The organism is Pantoea sp. XY16 (assembly GCF_025153065.1).
Lineage (GTDB): Bacteria > Pseudomonadota > Gammaproteobacteria > Enterobacterales > Enterobacteriaceae > Pantoea > Pantoea alfalfae.
Window position 1 is genome coordinate 42651 of record NZ_JANZNP010000009.1, and the last position, 20692, is coordinate 63342.

16 protein-coding genes are annotated in these 20692 nt (G+C 55.3%); 14 read left to right on the forward strand and 2 right to left on the reverse strand.

Annotated elements, in window-relative coordinates:
• Nucleotides 1-9: 9 nt before the first annotated feature.
• Both mog and N1689_RS13580 read left to right on the forward strand, forming a co-directional pair.
• A complete protein-coding gene (mog, locus tag N1689_RS13575) occupies nucleotides 10-597 on the forward strand; it encodes a molybdopterin adenylyltransferase (protein ID WP_161731695.1) in 588 nt (195 codons plus the stop codon).
• A 106-nt stretch (nucleotides 598-703) separates the two neighbouring features.
• Nucleotides 704-2011: an MFS transporter gene (locus N1689_RS13580; RefSeq protein ID WP_222924587.1), complete on the forward strand. Its 1308-nt coding sequence runs from the start codon at nucleotides 704-706 to the stop codon at nucleotides 2009-2011.
• 51 nt (nucleotides 2012-2062) lie between these two features.
• Here N1689_RS13580 and satP read toward each other — a convergent pair whose 3' ends face one another.
• Nucleotides 2063-2632 carry an acetate uptake transporter gene (satP, locus tag N1689_RS13585; protein WP_260059151.1) on the reverse strand — a complete coding sequence of 190 codons (570 nt, stop codon included), beginning with the start codon at nucleotides 2630-2632 and terminating at the stop codon, nucleotides 2063-2065.
• 303 nt (nucleotides 2633-2935) lie between these two features.
• Here satP and dnaK point away from each other — a divergent pair, with 303 nt between their 5' ends.
• The 4 genes from dnaK (at nucleotide 2936) to nhaR (ending at nucleotide 8350) form a co-directional block, all read left to right on the forward strand.
• Nucleotides 2936-4846: a molecular chaperone DnaK gene (gene dnaK, locus N1689_RS13590; RefSeq protein WP_013356720.1), complete on the forward strand. Its 1911-nt coding sequence runs from the start codon at nucleotides 2936-2938 to the stop codon at nucleotides 4844-4846.
• A gap of 104 nt (nucleotides 4847-4950) precedes the next feature.
• A complete protein-coding gene (gene dnaJ, locus N1689_RS13595; RefSeq protein WP_135910149.1) occupies nucleotides 4951-6096 on the forward strand; it encodes a molecular chaperone DnaJ in 1146 nt (381 codons plus the stop codon).
• Between the two features lie 164 nt (nucleotides 6097-6260).
• Nucleotides 6261-7433 (forward strand): Na+/H+ antiporter NhaA, encoded by a 1173-nt coding sequence (gene nhaA, locus N1689_RS13600; RefSeq protein ID WP_260059154.1) that lies wholly within the window; start codon nucleotides 6261-6263, stop codon nucleotides 7431-7433.
• A gap of 8 nt (nucleotides 7434-7441) precedes the next feature.
• Nucleotides 7442-8350, forward strand: a complete 909-nt coding sequence (nhaR, locus tag N1689_RS13605) for a transcriptional activator NhaR (protein ID WP_161731688.1) — start codon at nucleotides 7442-7444, stop codon at nucleotides 8348-8350.
• A gap of 36 nt (nucleotides 8351-8386) precedes the next feature.
• On the opposite strand, the gene rpsT is transcribed toward nhaR, so the two are convergent.
• Nucleotides 8387-8650 (reverse strand): 30S ribosomal protein S20, encoded by a 264-nt coding sequence (gene rpsT / locus N1689_RS13610; protein ID WP_008925553.1) that lies wholly within the window; start codon nucleotides 8648-8650, stop codon nucleotides 8387-8389.
• Nucleotides 8651-8956: 306 nt separating this feature from the next.
• Here rpsT and ribF point away from each other — a divergent pair, with 306 nt between their 5' ends.
• The 8 genes from ribF to carB all read left to right on the forward strand — a co-directional run bounded on the left by ribF (nucleotide 8957) and on the right by carB (nucleotide 20545).
• Complete coding sequence (gene ribF / locus N1689_RS13615; RefSeq protein ID WP_013356724.1) at nucleotides 8957-9886, forward strand: bifunctional riboflavin kinase/FAD synthetase; 930 nt, start codon at nucleotides 8957-8959, stop codon at nucleotides 9884-9886.
• Between the two features lie 29 nt (nucleotides 9887-9915).
• Nucleotides 9916-12732 (forward strand): isoleucine--tRNA ligase, encoded by a 2817-nt coding sequence (gene ileS, locus N1689_RS13620; protein ID WP_161731687.1) that lies wholly within the window; start codon nucleotides 9916-9918, stop codon nucleotides 12730-12732.
• A complete protein-coding gene (gene lspA / locus N1689_RS13625; RefSeq protein ID WP_003854827.1) occupies nucleotides 12732-13238 on the forward strand; it encodes a signal peptidase II in 507 nt (168 codons plus the stop codon). The genes ileS and lspA overlap by 1 nt, the downstream gene beginning before the upstream one ends.
• Nucleotides 13239-13241: 3 nt before the next feature.
• Entirely contained in the window at nucleotides 13242-13712 is a 471-nt protein-coding gene (fkpB, locus tag N1689_RS13630) for an FKBP-type peptidyl-prolyl cis-trans isomerase (protein ID WP_161731685.1), read from the forward strand.
• On the forward strand, nucleotides 13693-14646 hold the full coding sequence (gene ispH / locus N1689_RS13635) for a 4-hydroxy-3-methylbut-2-enyl diphosphate reductase (protein ID WP_003854823.1): 954 nt from the start codon (nucleotides 13693-13695) through the stop codon (nucleotides 14644-14646). Before fkpB ends, ispH begins: the two co-directional genes overlap by 20 nt.
• Nucleotides 14647-14869: 223 nt before the next feature.
• On the forward strand, nucleotides 14870-15685 hold the full coding sequence (gene dapB / locus N1689_RS13640; protein ID WP_161731682.1) for a 4-hydroxy-tetrahydrodipicolinate reductase: 816 nt from the start codon (nucleotides 14870-14872) through the stop codon (nucleotides 15683-15685).
• A gap of 469 nt (nucleotides 15686-16154) precedes the next feature.
• A complete protein-coding gene (gene carA / locus N1689_RS13645; RefSeq protein ID WP_161731680.1) occupies nucleotides 16155-17303 on the forward strand; it encodes a glutamine-hydrolyzing carbamoyl-phosphate synthase small subunit in 1149 nt (382 codons plus the stop codon).
• 14 nt (nucleotides 17304-17317) lie between these two features.
• Entirely contained in the window at nucleotides 17318-20545 is a 3228-nt protein-coding gene (gene carB, locus N1689_RS13650) for a carbamoyl-phosphate synthase large subunit (RefSeq protein ID WP_161731678.1), read from the forward strand.
• The last annotated feature ends 147 nt before the right edge of the window (nucleotides 20546-20692 follow it).

The following is a 20692-nucleotide window of genomic DNA, read 5'->3' on the forward strand; positions in this document are numbered from 1 at the left end:
AAGCTCATCATGAATACATTACGCATTGGCCTGATCTCGGTCTCCGATCGCGCCGCGAACGGCATCTATCAGGATCAGGGGATCCCCGCGCTGGAGAGCTGGCTTGGCAGCGCAATCAGCAGCCCGTTTGAGATTGAGTCCCGGCTGGTGCCCGACGAGCAGCCGATGATTGAGCACGCCATTTGCGAGCTGGTCGATGAACGCTTTTGCCATCTGGTGTTAACCACCGGCGGCACCGGTCCGGCCCGACGCGATGTCACGCCCGATGCCACCTTAGCCGTGGCCGATCGGGAAATGCCCGGCTTTGGTGAGCAGATGCGTCAGATCAGCCTGCAGTTCGTGCCGACCGCGATTCTGTCGCGTCAGGTCGGGGTGATCCGCAAACAGTCGCTTATCCTCAATCTGCCGGGTCAGCCGAAGTCGATCAAAGAGACGCTGGAAGGGCTGAAGGATGAGCAGGGCAACGTAAAAGTGCACGGCATCTTTGCTTCTGTACCTTATTGTTTACAGCTTCTGGAAGGGCCTTACGTCGAGACGCATTCTGAGGTAGTAGCAGCATTTCGCCCTAAAAGCGCGATACGTGAGATAAATAACTAAATATTGCGCATTTCAGGCATAAGCTATAGCCCTGCTGGTGTGGCAAAAGATTGACGATATAGTAAGAGTATCTTTACAACCTTGTCTCTTTTGCCTCTGGACTATTATGAATCCGACTTACACGCAGCGTCTGACCGGTAAGGATTACAAAACTCTGGCGCTGGCCGCGCTGGGCGGCGCGCTGGAATTTTACGACTTCATCATCTTTGTCTTCTTCGCCACCGTAATTGGCGAACTCTTTTTCCCTTCAGATATTCCGGAATGGCTGCGTCAGCTGCAGACGTTTGCCATTTTTGCCGCAGGCTATCTGGCACGCCCGCTGGGCGGCATCGTGATGGCGCATTTTGGCGACAAGCTCGGACGCAAAAAGATGTTCAGCCTGAGTATTCTGCTGATGGCGCTGCCAACCCTGATGATGGGCGCTCTGCCTACCTGGCAGACGATTGGCATTGCTGCGCCACTGCTGATGCTGTTGATGCGGATGCTGCAGGGCGCAGCGATTGGCGGCGAAGTGCCGGGTGCGTGGGTGTTTGTCGCTGAGCACGTGCCTTACAAACGTATCGGCATCGCCTGTGGCACGCTGACGGCCGGGCTGACCATCGGCATTTTACTGGGGTCGCTGGTGGCGACACTGATTAATACCTCGATGTCGCAGCAGGCGATTCATGACGGCGGCTGGCGTATTCCGTTCTTCCTCGGTGGCGTGTTTGGTCTTATCGCAATGTACCTGCGGCGCTGGCTGCATGAGACGCCGGTCTTTGTTGAGATGCAGCAGCGTAAAGCGCTGGCTGAAACCCTGCCGCTGAAGACCGTGCTGGCGGAGCATAAAAAGTCGGTTGTGATTTCCATGCTGCTGACCTGGCTGCTCTCCGCCTGCATCGTGGTCGTGATCCTGATGTCGCCGGTCTGGCTGCAGAAGCAGCTGGGCATCGCGCCCGCGCTGACCCTGCAGGCCAACAGTATCGCCACCGTGATGCTCTGCATCGGCTGCATTATTGCCGGACTCGCTGTCGATCGCGTTGGTGCCAGTCGTACCTTATGTGTCGGCAGCCTGCTGCTGGCAATCTGTAGCTGGCAGTTCTATCACCTGACCGCTCTCTATCCGCAGCAGCTGTTCCTGCTCTATGGCGTGGCGGGCCTGAGCGTCGGTATTGTCGGCGTCGTGCCCTTTGTGATGGTGCGCGCCTTCCCGGCAGAGGTGCGTTTTACCGGCCTCTCGTTTTCCTACAACCTCTCCTACGCGATCTTCGGCGGGCTGACACCCATCTTTGTGTCGCTGCTGATGAACGTCTCAGTGATGGCACCCTGCTGGTATGTGATGGCGCTGGCGCTGGTGGGATTGTTGACGGGGATCTGGCTGCGGCGTGATGTCAGCCACGAGCCTGGCCTGCAGCAGGGAATAAACTCTTTGTAATGCGGGGACGCGGAGACAGGCTCCGCGTCTTTTTCAGGCGTAAAGGCAGGCTTAAAGCGATTTCGCGCCAATCGGCAGAAGAGTGCGGCCAAAGGTGTCGTTCAGCACTTCACCCATTGCCAGATAGCAGGCGCTGGCACCACAAAGTATGCCGACCCAGCCCGCAGACACCTCCAGCGAAGGCAGGTGCATAAGGTGAGCCACGGCCAGCAGCAGAAACAGCAGCGTGAGCGAGCCAAAGACAAACTGCAGCATCCGCGCACCTGTCAGCGTGCCGATAAACATAAACAGCGTGAAGATGCCCCACAGTGCCAGCCAGGCACCCAGGAAGCGTTCATCAGGCGCTTTCGCCAGACCCATCTGCGGTAACAGCAGAATCGCCACAAAGCTTAACCAGAACATGCCGTAAGAGGTAAAGGCTGTCAGCCCAAAAGTGTTGTTCTTTTTAAATTCCAGCAGACCGGCCAGCACCTGCGCGATTCCGCCATAAAAAATCCCCATCGCTAAAATTGCCACGTCCATGTCAAACAGACCCGTGTTGTGCAGGTTCAGCAAAATGGTTGTCATGCCAAATCCCATTAAGCCCAGCGGGGCAGGATTAGCCAGCGTTGAATTTGCCATAGTTCCTCGGCAGTCAGTTGATCGTTAATGAAATAAAAGGACTTCAGCCTGCTCACAGAAAGGAGTAAGGCGACGCATCATATTCAGTGGGTTAACCGTGTTCTTTGATCCCGGCAGGGCCAGAGGTAGAAAAATTTTTTTGGTTTAGCCCTTGATGCGCATCGAAGCGGCCCCATTTACTTGTCATCGAGCGTTGTGAACGTTGGAAAAAAAGCATGTGCTGGCAGGTTGAATGCAAACAACCCGCCCACATAACAGGTTCACAACCCAAATTGGCAACGAATTTAAGTGGGAGATGTTTAGATGGGTAAGATTATTGGTATTGACCTGGGTACAACCAACTCTTGTGTTGCGATCATGGATGGCACTAAAGCACGCGTGCTGGAAAATGCCGAGGGCGATCGCACCACGCCTTCAATTATTGCGTATACACAGGATGGCGAAATTCTGGTCGGTCAACCGGCTAAACGTCAGGCAGTGACTAACCCGCAGAATACCCTGTTCGCAATCAAGCGTCTGATTGGTCGTCGTTTCCAGGACGAAGAAGTGCAGCGTGATATTAAAATCATGCCGTACAAAATCACCGGCGCTGACAACGGCGACGCCTGGCTGGAAGTGAAAGGCCAAAGAATGGCACCACCGCAGATCTCTGCTGAAGTGCTGAAGAAAATGAAAAAGACCGCCGAAGATTACCTCGGTGAGCCAGTGACCGAAGCGGTCATCACCGTACCGGCTTATTTCAACGATGCGCAGCGTCAGGCGACCAAAGATGCCGGCCGTATCGCGGGTCTGGAAGTCAAACGTATCATTAACGAACCGACAGCTGCTGCACTGGCATACGGTCTGGACAAAGGCCAGGGCAACCGCACCATCGCGGTTTATGACCTGGGTGGCGGTACCTTCGATATCTCAATCATCGAGATCGACGAAGTTGACGGCGAAAAAACCTTTGAAGTTCTGGCGACCAACGGTGACACCCACCTGGGTGGTGAAGACTTTGACAGCCGCCTGATTAACTATCTGGTTGCTGAATTCAAGAAAGACCAGGGCATCGATCTGCACAACGATCCACTGGCAATGCAGCGTCTGAAAGAAGCGGCAGAGAAAGCGAAAATCGAACTTTCTTCTGCACAGCAGACCGATGTTAACCTGCCATACATCACGGCAGATGCGACCGGTCCTAAGCACCTGAACATCAAAGTGACCCGCTCTAAACTGGAGTCACTGGTTGAAGATCTGGTTGCACGCTCAATCGCGCCACTGAAAGTTGCGCTGCAGGATGCGGGCCTGTCTGTATCAGACATCAACGACGTTATCCTGGTGGGTGGTCAGACCCGTATGCCACTGGTTCAGGCGAAAGTGACCGAATTCTTCGGTAAAGAGCCGCGTAAAGACGTGAACCCGGACGAAGCCGTTGCCGTTGGTGCTGCGGTTCAGGGTGGTGTACTGGGTGGCGACGTGAAAGACGTGCTGCTGCTGGACGTTACCCCGCTGTCACTGGGTATCGAAACCATGGGTGGCGTGATGACTTCGCTGATCAGCAAGAACACCACCATCCCAACCAAGCACAGCCAGGTCTTCTCGACGGCTGAAGATAACCAGTCAGCCGTGACCATTCATGTGCTGCAGGGTGAGCGTAAGCGCGCCAATGACAACAAGTCACTGGGCCAGTTCAACCTCGACGGTATTCAGAATGCGCCACGCGGTATGCCGCAGATCGAAGTGACCTTCGACATCGATGCGGATGGTATCCTGCACGTGTCGGCGAAGGATAAGAACAGCGGTAAAGAGCAGAAGATCACCATCAAAGCCTCTTCAGGTCTGAGCGATGAAGAGATCCAGAAAATGGTGCGTGATGCAGAAGCGAACGCTGAATCTGACCGTAAGTTCGAAGAGCTGGTTCAGACGCGTAACCAGGGTGACCAGATTGCCCACAGCACACGTAAGCAGCTGGATGAAGCAGGCGACAAACTGTCAGCTGATGACAAAGCGCCAATTGAAGCCGCACTGGCCGCGCTGGAAACTGCGCTGAAAGGCGAAGACAAAGCGGAAATCGACGCCAAAATGCAGGCGCTGATGGAAGTGTCCGGCAAACTGATGGAAGCAGCACAGCAGTCTCAGGCGGGTGCAGCGGATGCCGGTGACGCGTCAGCGAAGAAAGATGATGACGTTGTCGATGCTGAATTCGAAGAAGTGAAAGACAACAAGAAATAATTGCCCCTGACCGGGCGCGACGGTTGGCCTGACAGCCGTTGAAACCAGCACGGGCGTAGGAGATCTCTCCACGCCCGTGCGATCATGTTAAGGGCTAAAAAAACATGGCGAAGAGTGATTACTACGAGATTTTAGGCGTCGCCAAATCCGCGGACGAGCGTGAAATCAAAAAGGCTTACAAACGCCTGGCAATGAAATTTCACCCGGACCGCAATCCCGGTGACAAAGAGGCCGAAGCTAAATTCAAAGAGGTTAAGGAAGCGTACGAAATCCTGACCGATGCGCAGAAGCGTGCGGCCTACGATCAGTATGGTCATGCAGCCTTTGAACAGGGCGGTATGGGTGGCGGTGGATTCGGCGGCGGCGGCTTTGGTGGCGGCGGTGCAGACTTCAGCGATATCTTTGGCGACGTATTCGGTGACATCTTTGGTGGTGGACGCCGTCAGCGCGCCTCACGTGGCGCCGATTTACGCTACAACATGGAGCTGTCGCTGGAAGAAGCGGTACGCGGCGTGACCAAAGAGATCCGCATTCCAACCCTGGAAGAGTGTGATGTCTGCCACGGCAGCGGCGCGAAAGCGGGAACGCAGCCACAAACCTGTTCAACCTGTCATGGTGCAGGCCAGGTGCAGATGCGCCAGGGCTTCTTCACTGTCCAGCAGGCCTGTCCGACCTGTCATGGTCGCGGCTCGGTGATTAAAGATCCGTGCAACGCCTGTCATGGCCATGGCCGCGTTGAGAAGTCGAAGACGCTGTCAGTGAAAATCCCTGCTGGGGTTGACACCGGCGATCGTATTCGTCTGAGTGGCGAAGGCGAAGCGGGCGAGCAGGGCGCACCAGCCGGCGATCTCTACGTTCAGGTATCGGTGAAGAAACACCCGATCTTCGAGCGTGAAGAGAACAATCTCTACTGCGAAGTGCCAATCAACTTTGCGATGGCGGCGCTGGGCGGCGAGATTGAAGTGCCGACACTGGATGGTCGCGTGAAGCTGAAAGTGCCGTCAGAAACGCAGACCGGCAAGCTGTTCCGCATGCGCGGACGTGGCGTCAAATCGGTACGTGGCGGCGCGGTCGGCGACCTGTTATGTCGCGTCGTGGTGGAAACACCGGTCAGCCTGAATGAGAAACAGAAAGCGCTGTTGCGTGAACTGGAAGAGAGTTTTGGCGGCCCGAGCGGCGAGCATAACAGCCCGCGCTCAAAGAGCTTCTTCGACGGCGTGAAAAAATTCTTTGATGACTTAACCCGTTAAGTTCATCCACGCTGAAAGCCAGCGCCTGCCGCTGGCTTTTTTTTACCTGCGATCAACGCTTCGTTATTTCCGAACAATCCCCGCTAAATAAACTGTTTTTTTCGAGCTGTTATTACCGTTACTCTTAGGGACTTTGATTGATCTCTGGATTAAGGACAACGCGTGTGAATATCAGATTAAAAAAAATAGTTGAAAGCGACGCTACCGGCGGTGTGGTGCTGATTATTGCGGCTGCGCTGGCGATGGTACTGGCCAATAGCGGAGCGACGCAGCAGGGCTATCGCGATTTGCTGGCCATTCCGGTGGAGTTTCGCTTTGGCAGTCTCGATATCAGCAAAGACCTGCTGCTGTGGATTAACGATGCGCTGATGGCGCTGTTCTTCCTGATGGTAGGACTTGAGGTCAAACGCGAACTGGTGATGGGCGCGCTGGCTAAACGTGAACAGGCGCTGTTCCCGCTGATTGCGGCGCTGGGTGGCATGATCGCCCCGGCGATCATTTTTCTGCTGTTTAACGGTGCCGATGCCGCCACCCGCAGCGGCTGGGCGATCCCGACCGCCACCGATATCGCCTTTGCGCTGGGCATCCTGGCGCTGCTGGGAAGCCGCGTGCCGCCTGCTCTGAAAATCTTCCTGATGGCGCTGGCGATCATCGACGATCTCGGGGCAATCGTGATTATCGCGCTGTTTTACACGCATCACCTTTCGATGGCCTCGCTGGGCGTTGCCGCCGCTGCCATTGCCCTGCTGGCGCTGATGAACCTGCTCAACGTGCGCAACACCGGTCTCTATCTGCTGGTGGGGCTGGTGCTATGGGTGGCGGTGCTGAAGTCGGGTGTTCATGCGACGCTGGCGGGTGTCGTGGTCGGCTTCCTGATTCCGCTGGCGAAGAAAGAGGGACACTCTCCGGCGATTCATCTTGAGCATGCGCTGCATCCCTGGGTGCGCTGGGTGATCCTGCCCCTGTTTGCCTTTGCTAATGCGGGTGTGTCGCTGACGGGTGTCTCGTTCGGTAGCCTCTTCTCGCTGCTGCCGCTGGGCATCATGGCCGGTCTGCTGATCGGTAAGCCACTGGGCATTACGCTGTTCTGCTGGCTGGCAGATAAAACCGGCATAGCCAGACTGCCGGAAAATACTCACATCAAAGATATTGCGGCGGTGGGGGTGCTGTGCGGTATTGGCTTCACCATGTCGATATTTATCGCCTCGCTGGCCTACGGCGACATCAGTGCTGAACTGATGACGCTGGCGAAGCTGGGGATTCTGTCAGGCTCGATTCTGTCGGCGGTGCTGGGCTATGTGATCCTTGGCTGGCGTCTTAAGCAGCGTGCGGCGTAGGGCATCCTATGGCGCACATTAATTACAATCATCTCTACTACTTCTGGCACGCCTGCCGTGCGGGATCGATTACGGCGGCGGCAGAGGCACTCTCCCTGACGCCACAGACCATTACCGGGCAGATTAAGGCACTGGAGGAGCGCCTGCAGGGCAAGCTGTTCCGGCGTCAGGGACGGGGTCTCGTACCGACGGAACTGGGACAGTTGGTGTTCCGCTACGCTGACCGCATGTTTATGCTGGGTCAGGAGATGCTGGATATCGTTAACTACCGCAAAGAGTCTCATCTGCTGCTGGATGTTGGCGTGGCAGATGCGCTCTCTAAGCAACTGGTCAGTAAGGTACTGGAGACCGCAGTGGTTGCAGAGGAGAAGATTCACCTGCGCTGTTTTGAGTCGACCCACGAAATGCTGCTGGAACAGCTCAGTCAGCATAAGCTGGATATGATTATCTCTGACTGCTCCATCGATCCCACCCAGCAGGAAGGGCTGTTTTCGGTGAAGCTGGGGGAGTGCCCGATCAGTTTCTGGTCCGCGCAGCCGATCACCGATCTCTCTTTTCCGGCTTGTCTTGAGACGCGCCCCCTGCTGATTCCGGGTCGCCGCTCGATGCTGGGGCGCAAAATCCTCAACTGGATCACAACCCAGGGGCTGCAGGTGGAGATTCTCGGTGAGTTTGATGATGCAGCTCTGATGAACGCATTTGGTGCGCGTCAGAAGGCGGTTTTTGTAGCAGCAGCGCTGGACAGGGATCAGCAGGAGGGGAGTTATGAAGTCGGCCGGCTCGATGCGGTGTCAGAGGAGTACCATATACTCTTCGCCGAGCGGATGATTCAGCATCCGGCGGTGCAGCGTCTCTGTCACGCTGACTTCAGCGGACTCTTTCCCCGTCAGAGTACAGACGAAAAAAAACCGGCGTAAGCCGGCTTTTTTAACAAAGCGATAAACAACGGGCGATTAAGCCAGTTTGTTGATCTGTGCAGTCAGGTTTGATTTATAACGTGCAGCTTTGTTTTTGTGGATCAGACCTTTAGCGGCCTGACGATCCACGAGTGGTTGCATTTCATTGAATGCGTTCTGCGCAGCAGCTTTGTCGCCTGAAGCGATCGCCGCGTATACTTTCTTAACGAAGGTACGCATCATTGAGCGGCGGCTAGCGTTATGCTTGCGGCGTTTCTCAGATGTTACGGCGCGTTTCTTAGCTGATTTGATATTAGCCAAGGTCCAACTCCCAAATGTGTTCTATAGAGACAAATCAAAGGCCGAGGACTATGCCCTTCTAACCTGATTTTGTCAATGGATTTGTGCAAATAAGCGTCGCTCTATGAGCAGCACTCGGTTACGTATTTGATGGCGCAAGATTCTACCAGCTTCCCCTCGCTGAATACAGTATTTCGCGACAAAATTCTTAACATGCGCATCTGCAACAGGAAATGCAGCACCTAAAGCATGAAAGGCGTGCTGACGGGTTAACCTGAGTCGCTTTCAAGGGTATAATCCGCCGATTTCCACCGGTTTGGGCCAGCCATGAAGTTTATCCGCGGTATTCATAATCTTAACGAGCAGCATCGCGGCTGCGTTCTGACCATTGGTAATTTCGATGGCGTGCACCGCGGGCATCAGGCGCTGATGTCCCGGCTGTGTGAAGAGGGGCGTAAGCGTAATCTGCCGGTCGTGGTCATGGTGTTTGAGCCACAGCCGCTGGAGCTGTTTGCCGGTGATAAAGCCCCGGCACGCCTGACGCGCCTGCGTGAAAAACTGCGCTATATGGCTGAAGCCGGCGTCGATAAAGTGCTGTGTGTGCGGTTCGACCGTCGCTTCGCAGCCCTGTCCGCCCAGCGTTTTATCAGTGACCTGCTGGTGGACAAGCTGGACGTAAAGTACCTCGCAGTAGGCGATGATTTCCGCTTCGGCGCTGGTCGCCAGGGGGATTTCCTGTTATTACAGAAAGCCGGTGCGGAGTATGGTTTTGAGGTCGTGAGCACCGAAACCTTCTGTGACGGCGGGAAGCGAATCAGCAGCACCGCCGTGCGTCAGGCGCTGGCCGCAGATGATTTAGCGCTGGCGCAGTCGCTGTTAGGTCATCCATTCACCATTTCCGGCCGCGTCGTGCACGGTGATGCACTGGGACGCACGCTGGGTTTCCCCACTGCGAACCTTCCTTTACGCCGCAGCGTCTCACCGGTGAAAGGGGTCTATGCGGTGGAGGTACAGGGTCTGACGCCTGAGCCACTGCCGGGTGTTGCCAATATCGGCACTCGCCCGACCGTAAAAGGTTTACGCCAGCAGCTTGAAGTTCACCTGCTCGACATCAATATGGATCTCTATGGTCGTCACATTGATGTGGTGCTGAAACAGAAAATACGAAACGAGCAGCGCTTTGCCTCACTGGAGGCGTTGAAAGAACAAATTGCGAACGATGTGGTAACGGCCCGGCAGTTCTTTGGGCTGCTTTAACCTGAGCGAAAAACGGAATCGAGAATCTGATGAGTGACTATAAATCTACCCTGAATTTGCCGGAAACGGGATTCCCGATGCGTGGCGATCTGGCCAAACGCGAACCGGGAATGTTGCAACGCTGGTATGCCGACAACCTGTACGGCATCATCCGCGAAGCCAAAAAAGGGAAAAAAACCTTTATCCTGCATGATGGCCCTCCGTATGCGAACGGCAGCATTCATATTGGTCACTCTGTTAACAAGATTCTGAAAGACATTATCGTTAAGTCGAAAGGCATGGCGGGTTATGACTCGCCATATGTGCCGGGCTGGGACTGTCACGGTCTGCCAATCGAACACAAAGTTGAGCAGATGATCGGCAAGCCAGGCGAGAAAGTCACCGCCGCTGAATTCCGTGCCGCGTGCCGCAAGTACGCTGCTGAACAGGTTGAAGGCCAGAAGGCCGACTTTATCCGCCTGGGCGTGCTGGGCGACTGGGATCGTCCTTACCTGACCATGGATTTCGGCACCGAAGCCAACATCATCCGTGCGCTGGGTAAAATCATCGGCAACGGCCACCTGCATAAAGGCGCGAAGCCAGTGCACTGGTGCCTGGATTGCCGTTCAGCCTTAGCAGAAGCGGAAGTCGAGTATTACGACAAAACGTCACCGTCAATTGATGTGATGTTCAACGCCATCGATGCCGACGCGGTGCGTCAGGCATTTGGCGTAGCACAGGTCAATGGCCCAATCTCACTGGTGATCTGGACAACGACGCCGTGGACATTACCAGCTAACCGCGCCATCTCTCTGCATCCTGAATTTGAGTACCAGTTGATCCAGATCGAGGGCCGTGCCCTGATCCTGGCGAAAGAGCTGGTTGAGAGCGTCATGAAGCGCGCCGGTGTCAGCGAATGGCAGGTACTGGGCGAATGTCAGGGCGCTGCGCTGGAGCTGCAGAAATTCCAGCATCCGTTCCTGGCGCTGGCGTCGCTGGTGGTGCTGGGCGATCACGTGACGCTGGACGCGGGTACTGGTGCAGTTCACACCGCTCCAGGCCACGGTCCGGATGACTATGTCATCGGTCAGAAATATGGCATCGAAACGGCGAATCCGGTCGGACCGGATGGCACTTATCTGCCAGGCACATATCCGACGCTGGATGGGATTAACGTCTTTAAAGCTAACGACATGATCGTTGAGCTGCTGAAAGAGAAGGGCGCGCTGCTGCACGTTGAGAAACTGCTGCACAGCTACCCGCACTGCTGGCGCCATAAAACGCCGATCATCTTCCGCGCCACGCCGCAATGGTTCATCAGCATGGATCAGAAAGGACTGCGTGCGCAGTCGCTGAAAGAGATCAAAGGCGTACAGTGGATCCCGGACTGGGGCCAGGCGCGTATCGAATCGATGGTAGCGAACCGTCCTGACTGGTGTATCTCCCGTCAGCGTACGTGGGGCGTCCCAATGGCGCTGTTCGTTCATAAAGAGAGCGAAGAGCTGCACCCGGACACGCTGGCGCTGATGGAGAAAGTGGCGCAGCGCGTTGAGCAGGATGGCATTCAGGCCTGGTGGGATCTCGACCCGCGCGAACTGATGGGCGACGATGCCGATCATTACGTTAAAGTGCCGGATACGCTGGATGTCTGGTTTGACTCCGGTTCTACCAGCTACTCCGTGGTGGATGCGCGTCCTGAATTTGGCGGACATGCGCCTGATCTCTATCTGGAAGGCTCCGATCAGCATCGCGGCTGGTTTATGTCCTCGCTGATGATCTCCACGGCGATGAAGGGCAAAGCGCCTTATCGTCAGGTACTGACGCACGGTTTCACCGTGGATGGTCAGGGCCGCAAGATGTCGAAGTCGATCGGCAACACCGTTGCACCGCAGGATGTGATGAACAAACTGGGCGCCGATATTCTGCGTCTGTGGGTGGCCTCAACCGACTACTCGGGTGAAATGGCGGTCTCCGATGAGATCCTCAAGCGCTCTGCCGATGCCTATCGTCGTATCCGTAACACCGCGCGTTTCCTGCTGGCTAACCTCAGCGGCTTCAACCCGGCCACCGATCTGGTGAAACCGGAAGAGATGGTGGTGGTGGATCGCTGGGCAGTGGGTCGCGCACAGGCGGCACAGGCCGATATCGTTGCCTCTTACGAGAACTACGATTTCCACGAAGTGATCCAGCGTCTGATGCAGTTCTGCTCAATTGAGATGGGCAGCTTCTATCTCGACATCATCAAGGATCGTCAGTACACCGCGAAAGGCGATGGCCTGGCGCGTCGCAGCTGTCAGACCGCGCTGTGGCATATCGTCGAAGCGCTGGTACGCTGGATGGCACCGATCATGTCCTTTACAGCGGATGAGATCTGGGGCTACCTGCCAGGCGAACGTGCACAGTATGTCTTCACCGAAGAGTGGTATCAGGGTCTGTTTGGCCTGGCAGAAGATGAAGCGCTGAATGACGCCTACTGGGCTGAGCTGCTGAAAGTGCGTGGCGAAGTGAACAAGGTGATCGAGCAGGCGCGTGCGGATAAACGTATCGGTGGCGCACTGGAAGCGACGGTGACGCTCTATGCCGATCCGGAACTGGCTGCTAAGCTGCAGGCGCTGGGCAATGAGCTGCGTTTTGTGCTGCTGACCTCTGGCGCACAGGTAGCGGATTACGCACTGGCGAATGACGAAGCGCAGCAGAGTGAGCTGCTGAAAGGTCTGAAAATCGCGCTGCACAAGGCGGAAGGCGAGAAATGTCAGCGCTGCTGGCATTACACTACCGACGTCGGACAGAATCCTGAGCATGCTGAGGTCTGTGGTCGTTGTTACACTAACGTAGCCGGTGACGGCGAACAGCGTGAATTTGCCTGATGCGTAAACCTATTTTATCAACCGGATTGCGCTGGCTGTGGCTGGTGCTGGTGGTGATTGTTGTCGACTTCGCCAGTAAGCAGTGGGTGATGAACAACATGATGCTGCATGAAACCCAGCCGCTGATGCCTTATCTGAATCTGTTCTACGCGCACAACTACGGCGCGGCGTTCAGTTTCCTGGCGGACAAAGGCGGCTGGCAGCGCTGGTTCTTTGCCGGTATTGCGCTGGCTATCGTGATCTCGCTGGTGGTGATGATGTACCGCAATCACGCCAGCCAGAAGATGGCTAACATCGCCTATGCTCTGATCATCGGCGGCGCGATAGGCAATTTGTTCGATCGCTCATACCATGGCTTTGTGGTCGATTTTATCGATTTCTATGTCGGTAACTGGCACTTCGCTACATTTAATATCGCTGACTGCGGCATCTGTATCGGTGCGGCATTGGTGGTGCTGGAGGGCTTTTTCAGCCCGAACGGCAAACAGGCTAAACAGAAAGGGTAAGTGATGACTGAGTGCGTACAGCGCGAAAGCGCGGTGTTGGTGCATTTTACGCTGAAGCTGGAAGATGGCTCGACGGCGGAATCGACCCGTGCAAACGGCAAGCCCGCGCTGTTCCGTCTCGGTGATGGCAGCCTCTCTGCAGCACTTGAGCAGGCACTGCTGGGGCTGAAAGCGGGTGAAACTAAACAGTTTACCCTGGAACCGGACGACGCCTTTGGCGGCGTCAGCCCTGACCTGATCCAGTATTTCTCGCGTCGGGACTTTATCGATGCGGGTGAGCCGGAAGTGGGAGCCATCATGCTGTTCAGCGGCATGGGCGGCAGTGAAATGCCTGGCGTGATCCGTGAAATCTCCGGTGACTCTATCACTGTGGATTTCAACCATCCGCTGGCAGGTCGTCGTATTCAGTTTGATGTAGAGGTGCTGGAAATCGATCCCGCACTGGAGGCCAACGATGCAAATCCTGTTAGCTAATCCGCGCGGCTTCTGCGCTGGCGTTGATCGTGCCATCAGTATTGTTGAGCGCGCGCTGGAGATGTATGGCGCGCCCATCTACGTCCGTCACGAAGTGGTGCATAACCGTTATGTGGTAAACAGCCTGCGTGAGCGCGGTGCCATCTTCATTGAAGAGATCAGTGAAGTGCCGGATAACGCGATTCTGATCTTCTCCGCGCACGGTGTTTCTCAGGCAGTGCGTGCCGAAGCTAAAGCGCGCAATCTGACTATGCTGTTCGACGCCACCTGTCCGCTGGTGACCAAGGTGCATATGGAAGTGGCACGCGCCAGCCGTAAAGGCGTTGAGGCAATACTGATTGGTCATGCGGGGCATCCGGAAGTCGAAGGCACCATGGGGCAGTACAACAACCCTAATGGCGGCATGTATCTGGTGGAGTCACCGGAAGATGTCTTCAGACTGACCGTCAAAGACGAAAACAATCTGAGCTTCATGACGCAGACCACGCTGTCGGTGGATGACACCTCTGACATCATTGATGCTTTGCGCCAGCGCTTCCCGGCGATTATCGGGCCGCGTAAAGATGATATCTGCTACGCCACCACCAACCGTCAGGAAGCCGTTCGTACGCTGGCGAAAGATGCGGAAGTGGTGCTGGTGGTAGGGTCGAAGAACTCCTCGAACTCCAACCGTCTGGCCGAACTGGCACAGCGTGCCGGTAAGCTGGCGAAGCTGATCGACTCTGCGGATGATATTCAGGAAGAGTGGGTAAAAGGCGTAGCCTGTATTGGTGTAACCGCGGGTGCCTCGGCCCCCGATATTCTGGTGCAGCAGGTGATCCAGCGACTGCGTGAGCTGGGTGGCGAAGCGGCGATTGAGCTGATTGGTCGTGAAGAGAATATCGTCTTCGAAGTGCCAAAAGAGCTACGTGTCGACGTACGCAACGTGCAGTAGCGTTCTGATTTATCTGCTAAAAAGGCCGACTCTGTTCGGCCTTTTTTGTTTTTTTGGTCAGACAGAAAAGACTGTTGTTTGCGGGCGTAATTGCTTTTACTGATAATCACAGGCGGCTGGCATAAAATTCTTATTATCACGGATTAATAGTGGCGTGACTGTTAACTCGTCGTTAACCTGATGACGCTTTGTATGCATAGATTTGCTTTAGGAATGAATAAATATGAACACTATCCGGATTGCTATTGTGGGCGCGCCGGGCCGAATGGGCCGTAATCTGATTCAGGCGACACAGCAGGCAGAGGGCGTAGAACTGGGTGCAGCACTGGTACGCCCGGGTTCATCGCTGACGGGCAGCGACGCTGGTGAATTAGCAGGCATCGGGAAGAATGGCATCCTCATCGCAGACGATTTACGCGCGGTGATTAACGACTTTGATGTGTTGATCGACTTCACCCGGCCGGAAGGCACGCTGGAGTATATGGCGATCTGCCGTGAGCAGGGTAAAGCGATGGTCATTGGCACCACCGGTTTTGATGAGGCAGGCAAAGCGGCCATTCGTGCGGCGGCGGAAGATATCGCCATCGTGTTCGCCGCTAACTTCAGTGTGGGGGTTAACCTGGTGCTGAAGCTGCTGGAGAAGGCCGCTAAAGTGATGGGCGAGTATGCGGACATTGAGATCGTTGAAGCGCACCACCGTCATAAAGTGGATGCGCCGTCTGGCACCGCGCTGGCGATGGGGGAGGCAATAGCCGACGCGATGCAGTGGAAACTGGATGAGCATGCAGTCTATACACGTGAAGGCCATACGGGTGAACGCCAGCCACAGACCATCGGTTTTGCGACGGTGCGCGCAGGTGACATCGTCGGTGAGCATACGGCGATGTTTGCAGATATTGGCGAGCGGGTAGAGATTACCCACAAGGCTTCGAGCCGTATGACCTTTGCAAATGGCGCAGTTAAGTCGGCTTTATGGTTGAAAGATAAGAAATCAGGGCTTTACGATATGCGCGATGTGCTGGATTTGTCGATGTTGTAAGTGTTGTGAACCATCGTGATGTGGTTATTTCAATCGTTAATAACTTGATTGAAAAGGGGCAATGATTTCATTGCCCTTAATTTTATCTAAAAACCAGGGTTAGGATGTAATATTCTGCTCTGACGCTTATTTTTATCCATTTACGTCCTTTTATTACCCGGCTGGATGCTATTTTTGACCATTTGGTCAAAAATAAAGAGGCGGTTGCGCTAATTTAGTTTTTAGGCTGCCTGGCAAACGATTATTTAGCCGAGTTTTCCCCTCTTTTTGCCGCTCATGCCCGTTTTTTTTCTCATAAGGCAGATAAGTATGAAAAAATTCCACTGCAGGGTAGACAATGACCAGGGCGATCATTAGAATGCGCGCAATTTGCCAAAAATCGACAATTCAGGCGGTTTTTGCATTGATTCAGGCGGCTATTTTGAATTAATATGCAGATATATTGACTGTTTATTCCCTGGAGGATGTTTTGATCAAGTCAGCAATCCTGGTTCTGGAAGACGGAACCCAATTCCACGGTCGGGCCATAGGGGCAACAGGATCGGCAGTGGGAGAAGTCGTTTTCAACACTTCAATGACCGGTTATCAAGAAATCCTCACTGATCCTTCCTATTCCCGCCAAATCGTCACTCTCACTTATCCCCATATCGGTAATGTCGGTGCTAATGCCGCCGACGAAGAATCCAGCCAGATTCATGCGCAGGGCCTGGTTATTCGTGACCTGCCGCTGATTGCCAGCAACTTCCGTAGCGAAGAGGGCTTATCTGCTTACCTGCAGCGCAACAACATCGTGGCGATTGCCGATATTGATACCCGCAAGCTGACGCGCCTGCTGCGTGAGAAAGGGGCGCAGAACGGCTGCATCATTGCGGGCGACAATCCGGATGCTGCGCTGGCGCTGCAAAAAGCCCAGGCGTTTCCGGGACTGAAAGGAATGGATCTGGCGAAAGAGGTCTGCACTACGGAGACTTACAGCTGGCAGCAGGGCAGCTGGACGCTGGACGCGGGTCTGCCAGAGCAGGCTACTGCGGAGTCGCTGCCTTATCATGTAGTGGCTTACGATTACGGCGCTAAGCGCAACATCCTGCGCATGCTAGTCGATCGCGGCTGTCGTCTGACCGTGGTTCCGGCACAGACACCTGCCGAAGAGGTTCTGAAGCTAAGTCCTGACGGCATTTTCCTCTCCAACGGTCCCGGTGACCCGGAGCCGTGCGACTACGCGATCAGCGCGATTCAGTCCTTCCTGAAGACAGAGATTCCGGTGTTCGGTATCTGCCTGGGGCATCAGCTGCTGGCGCTGGCCAGCGGGGCTAAGACCGTGAAGATGAAGCTCGGCCACCACGGCGGCAACCATCCGGTGAAAGATCTCGAAAAAAACCGCGTGATGATTACCGCGCAGAACCACGGTTTTGCGGTCGATGAGAACAATCTGCCTGCGAACCTGCGTGTCACCCACATTTCGTTGTTCGATAAAACGGTGCAGGGCATTCATCGCACTGATAAGCCTGCATTCAGCTTCCAGGGACACCCGGAAGCCAGCCCGGGTCCGGGTGATGCCGCACCGCTGTTTGACCACTTTATTGAATTGATTGACGCATTCCGTCTGCAAGCGAAGTAATCAGGAGCTAATACATGCCAAAACGTACAGACCTAAAATCCATCCTGATTCTTGGTGCCGGTCCGATTGTGATCGGCCAGGCCTGCGAATTTGACTATTCCGGTGCGCAGGCGTGTAAAGCGCTGCGTGAAGAGGGTTACCGCGTCATTCTGGTAAACTCGAACCCGGCGACGATCATGACCGACCCGGAAATGGCCGATGCGACCTACATTGAGCCGATTCACTGGGAAGTGGTGCGCAAAATCATCGAAAAAGAGCGCCCGGATGCGGTATTGCCAACGATGGGCGGACAGACAGCGCTGAACTGTGCGCTGGAGCTGGAGCGTCATGGCGTGCTGGAAGAGTTTGGCGTCACGATGATTGGCGCGACGGCTGATGCGATCGACAAAGCGGAAGATCGTCGTCGCTTCGACGTGGCGATGAAAAGCATCGGTCTGGATACCGCGCGCTCCGGCATTGCGCACACCATGGAAGAAGCGCTGGCCGTGGCAGAAGATGTTGGCTTCCCGTGCATTATCCGTCCCTCATTTACTATGGGCGGAACCGGTGGCGGCATCGCCTACAACCGCGAAGAGTTTGAAGAGATTTGCGAACGCGGTCTCGACCTCTCACCAACCAATGAGCTGCTGATTGATGAGTCGCTGATTGGCTGGAAAGAGTATGAGATGGAAGTAGTGCGCGATAAAAACGACAACTGCATCATCGTCTGCTCAATTGAAAACTTCGATGCGATGGGGATCCACACCGGTGACTCCATCACGGTGGCACCTGCCCAGACGCTGACCGACAAAGAGTATCAGATCATGCGTAACGCCTCGCTGGCGGTACTGCGTGAAATCGGTGTTGAGACCGGTGGCTCCAACGTGCAGTTCTCGGTTAACCCGAAAGATGGCCGCCTGATTGTCATTGAGATGAACCCACGCGTGTCGCGCTCTTCGGCGCTGGCGTCAAAAGCGACTGGCTTCCCGATTGCTAAAGTGGCGGCCAAACTGGCAGTCGGCTACACCCTCGACGAGCTGATGAACGATATCACTGGCGGTTTAACGCCAGCTTCGTTTGAACCGTCAATCGACTACGTCGTCACCAAGATCCCGCGTTTCAACTTTGAGAAATTTGCCGGTGCCAACGATCGCCTGACCACGCAGATGAAATCGGTGGGTGAAGTGATGGCGATTGGCCGTACTTTCCAGGAGTCCATGCAGAAAGCGCTGCGCGGCCTGGAAGTCGGCGCTAACGGTTTTGACCCGAAAGTGCACCTTGATGACCCGGAAGCGTTAACCCGCATCCGCCGCGAGCTGAAAGATGCCGGTTCAGACCGCATCTGGTACATCGCTGATGCATTCCGTGCCGGTATGTCAGTAGATGGCGTGTTCAATCTGACCAACATTGACCGCTGGTTCCTGGTGCAGATTGAAGAGCTGGTACGGCTGGAAGATCAGGTGGCAAGCGAAGGGGTGAATAGCCTGGATGCCACGTTCCTGCGTACTCTGAAGCGTAAAGGCTTTGCCGATGCGCGGCTGGCGACGCTGGCAGGTGTGGCTGAGAGCGAAATCCGCAAGCTGCGTCAGCAGTTTAACCTGCATCCGGTTTATAAGCGGGTGGATACCTGTGCCGCCGAGTTCGCGACGAATACGGCCTATATGTACTCCACCTATGAGGAGGAGTGCGAAGCCAACCCGAGTCCGGATCGTGAAAAAATCATGATTCTGGGTGGTGGGCCAAACCGTATCGGTCAGGGGATCGAATTCGACTACTGCTGCGTTCATGCCGCTCTGGCGCTGCGTGAAGATGGTTACCAGACCATTATGGTGAACTGTAACCCGGAAACGGTCTCGACCGATTACGACACCTCTGACCGCCTCTACTTTGAGCCGGTCACGCTGGAAGATGTGCTGGAGATTGTGCGCATCGAGCAGCCAAAAGGCGTCATCGTACAGTATGGCGGTCAGACCCCGCTGAAACTGGCGCGTGCGCTGGAAGCCGCAGGCGTACCGGTTATCGGCACCAGCCCGGATTCTATTGACCGTGCGGAAGACCGTGAACGTTTCCAGCAGGCGGTTGATCGCCTGAAACTGAAGCAACCAGCTAACGCCACGGTAGCGACGCTGGAGCAGGCAGTCGAGAAAGCGGCTGGCCTGGGTTATCCGCTGGTGGTGCGTCCTTCTTATGTGCTGGGTGGCCGTGCCATGGAGATCGTCTACGACGAGATCGACCTCAGACGTTACTTCCAGACGGCAGTCTCGGTTTCCAATGATGCGCCGGTACTGCTGGATCGCTTCCTGGATGATGCTGTCGAAGTGGATGTGGATGCGATTTGCGACGGTGAGCGGGTGCTGATTGGCGGCATTATGGAACACATTGAGCAGGCTGGTGTTCACTCCGGTGACTCCGCCTGTTCACTGCCGGCCTACACGCTGAATCAGGAGATTCAGAATGTGATGCGCCAGCAGGTTGAGAAACTGGCGTTTGAGCTGAACGTTCGTGGCCTGATGAACGTTCAGTTCGCGGTGAAAGACAACGAAGTCTATCTGATCGAAGTGAACCCACGTGCAGCGCGTACCGTTCCGTTCGTCTCTAAAGCGACCGGTGTACCGCTGGCGAAAGTGGCTGCGCGCGTGATGGCAGGTAAAACACTGGCAGAGCAGGGCGTGACGGAAGAGGTGATCCCGCCTTACTACTCGGTCAAAGAAGTGGTGCTGCCGTTCAACAAGTTCCAGGGCGTTGACCCGATTCTGGGTCCAGAAATGCGCTCAACTGGTGAAGTCATGGGTGTGGGCCGCACGTTCGCTGAGGCGTTCTCCAAAGCGATGCTGGGTGCCCAGAGCAATATGAAGAAGTCAGGCCGTGCGCTGCTGTCTGTGCGTGAAGGCGACAAGAAACGTATCGTCGACCTGGCCGCGAAGCTGCAGAAGTTTGGTTTCGAACTGGATGCGACTCACGGCACCGCGGTGGTGCTGGGCGAAGCGGGCATCAACCCGCGCCTGGTCAACAAGGTGCATGAAGGACGTCCGCACATTCAGGACCGCCTGAAGAATGGCGAGTATAGCTACATCGTCAATACAACGGCGGGTCGTCAGGCGATTGAAGATTCGAAGCTGATTCGCCGCAGCGCACTGCAGTATAAAGTGCATTACGACACCACGCTGAACGGCGGCTTCGCCACCGCGATGGCGCTGAATGCAGACCCGACGGAACAGGTTATCTCCGTTCAGGAAATGCATGCCCAGATAAAGGCGATGTAAGGTAATGTAATGTGAAAAACGGCTCCTTCGGGAGCCGTTTTTTTTGCCACTTCTCTGGCGATAATCCGAAATTGAGGTCCAGGAAGAGTCTGGAGTTTGCGTTAAAGTAACTGATTTGGCTTAATTTTTTAGCTATAGGTGCGAATA

Bases quoted from the DNA above. Each gene is read 5' to 3' on its own strand.
- mog (WP_161731695.1), top strand. From the start codon at position 10: ATGAATACATTACGCATTGGCCTGATCTCGGTCTCCGATCGCGCCGCG.
- N1689_RS13580 (WP_222924587.1), top strand. From the start codon at position 704: ATGAATCCGACTTACACGCAGCGTCTGACCGGTAAGGATTACAAAACT.
- satP (WP_260059151.1), bottom strand. From the start codon at position 2,632: ATGGCAAATTCAACGCTGGCTAATCCTGCCCCGCTGGGCTTAATGGGA.
- dnaK (WP_013356720.1), top strand. From the start codon at position 2,936: ATGGGTAAGATTATTGGTATTGACCTGGGTACAACCAACTCTTGTGTT.
- dnaJ (WP_135910149.1), top strand. From the start codon at position 4,951: ATGGCGAAGAGTGATTACTACGAGATTTTAGGCGTCGCCAAATCCGCG.
- nhaR (WP_161731688.1), top strand. From the start codon at position 7,442: ATGGCGCACATTAATTACAATCATCTCTACTACTTCTGGCACGCCTGC.
- ribF (WP_013356724.1), top strand. From the start codon at position 8,957: ATGAAGTTTATCCGCGGTATTCATAATCTTAACGAGCAGCATCGCGGC.
- ileS (WP_161731687.1), top strand. From the start codon at position 9,916: ATGAGTGACTATAAATCTACCCTGAATTTGCCGGAAACGGGATTCCCG.
- lspA (WP_003854827.1), top strand. From the start codon at position 12,732: ATGCGTAAACCTATTTTATCAACCGGATTGCGCTGGCTGTGGCTGGTG.
- fkpB (WP_161731685.1), top strand. From the start codon at position 13,242: ATGACTGAGTGCGTACAGCGCGAAAGCGCGGTGTTGGTGCATTTTACG.
- ispH (WP_003854823.1), top strand. From the start codon at position 13,693: ATGCAAATCCTGTTAGCTAATCCGCGCGGCTTCTGCGCTGGCGTTGAT.
- dapB (WP_161731682.1), top strand. From the start codon at position 14,870: ATGAACACTATCCGGATTGCTATTGTGGGCGCGCCGGGCCGAATGGGC.
- carB (WP_161731678.1), top strand. From the start codon at position 17,318: ATGCCAAAACGTACAGACCTAAAATCCATCCTGATTCTTGGTGCCGGT.